General features: G+C 64.8%; 2 protein-coding genes. Both read right to left on the reverse strand.

The window, feature by feature from the left end:
* Positions 1-242 precede the first annotated feature (242 nt).
* Positions 243-590, reverse strand: a complete 348-nt coding sequence (tnpB, locus tag RBB34_RS19820) for an IS66 family insertion sequence element accessory protein TnpB (RefSeq protein WP_306120971.1) — start codon at positions 588-590, stop codon at positions 243-245.
* The gene (locus RBB34_RS19825) at positions 587-967 is read right to left on the reverse strand and encodes a transposase (protein WP_306120972.1); all 381 of its coding nucleotides are present in this window, start codon (positions 965-967) and stop codon (positions 587-589) included. The genes tnpB and RBB34_RS19825 overlap by 4 nt, the downstream gene beginning before the upstream one ends.
* Positions 968-1,070 lie beyond the last annotated feature (103 nt).

Raw genomic sequence — 1,070 nt, forward strand, 5'->3', positions numbered from 1 at the left:
GCCCGCTTGAGCACTGCAAGCTGCGCCCGCAATCGCTCGATCAGCGTATCGCGGGCGTCAAGCTGGGCCCGTTCGGCGGCCAGCTCGGCGTCCTTTTTGGCCAGCGCTTCTGCCTGCGCAGCAATGATGGCACGCAGGGAATCGGCATCCGGAGGCAGGCTGTCGAGCGGCAGGATCATTGCCTCCAAATCTACCTGATTTGGCCCGCCGGGGACAGGTTTATCGCTCTGGAATCGCTGCGATTATGCCACGCGACGTGGCGGCGCGGTCCAGGCCGGACGGCGCCAGTCGATCCCTTCCCACAGCATCGCTAGCTGTGCTGTGGTCAGCCGCGCGGTGCCATCGGCGGGCGATGGCCAGGGAAAGCGGCCGCGCTCCAAAACCTTGTAATAGAGGCAAAAGCCCTGGCCGTCCCAGAACAGAAGTTTGATCCGGTCGCCCCGGCGACCGCGAAAGACAAACACCGCCCCTGACGCTGGGTTCTGACGCAGCACTTCCTGGGCCAGCGCCGAAAGCCCTGCGATACCCTTGCGCATGTCAGTGACGCCACAGGCCAGATAGACCCGAACGCCGGAACCGGGCGCGATCATGCCGTTTCCACCGCGCGGATCAGAGCGCCCAGGCGCTCAACGTCGAAGCCGGCGCTGATTTTCACCACCCGCCCGTTCCGGCAGACGATCTCGATCCGGCCCGACGGGCGCGCCGTCCTGCCAGTCGCATGGGATAGGTCGCACGAAGGCGGCGGCGTCTCGTCCACGACCGTCACCGGCAGAAACGATGGAGCCAGATCAGAGGACGGCGACACCCGAAAGCGCCGTCGCCAAGTGTAGATCTGTTGCGGCAGAAGGTCATGGCGCCGCGCCACCGCTGCCGCGCTGGTCCCGGGCTGGGCCGCTTCCTCCAGAATGCGCAGCTTCTCATCGTCCGGCCAGCGTCTCCGCCGCTCGCGCCCCGTGATGATCTCCATGCGGCCCATAGCAAACCCATAGCTTCGAAATTGATTGCGAAATCAGCTTCGAAATCTGCACAAAGACCACGATCGCTCAAAGAAGGCTTGGCCGGACGCTTAC

Origin of the sequence: Roseitalea sp. MMSF_3546 (genome assembly GCF_030732865.1) — a bacterium.
Classification (GTDB): domain Bacteria; phylum Pseudomonadota; class Alphaproteobacteria; order Rhizobiales; family Rhizobiaceae; genus Roseitalea.

What these genes read in the sequence shown, in the direction of transcription:
- tnpB (WP_306120971.1), bottom strand. Translation starts at nt 590, where the DNA reads ATGATCGCGCCCGGTTCCGGCGTTCGGGTCTATCTGGCCTGTGGCGTC.
- RBB34_RS19825 (WP_306120972.1), bottom strand. Translation starts at nt 967, where the DNA reads ATGGAGATCATCACGGGGCGCGAGCGGCGGAGACGCTGGCCGGACGAT.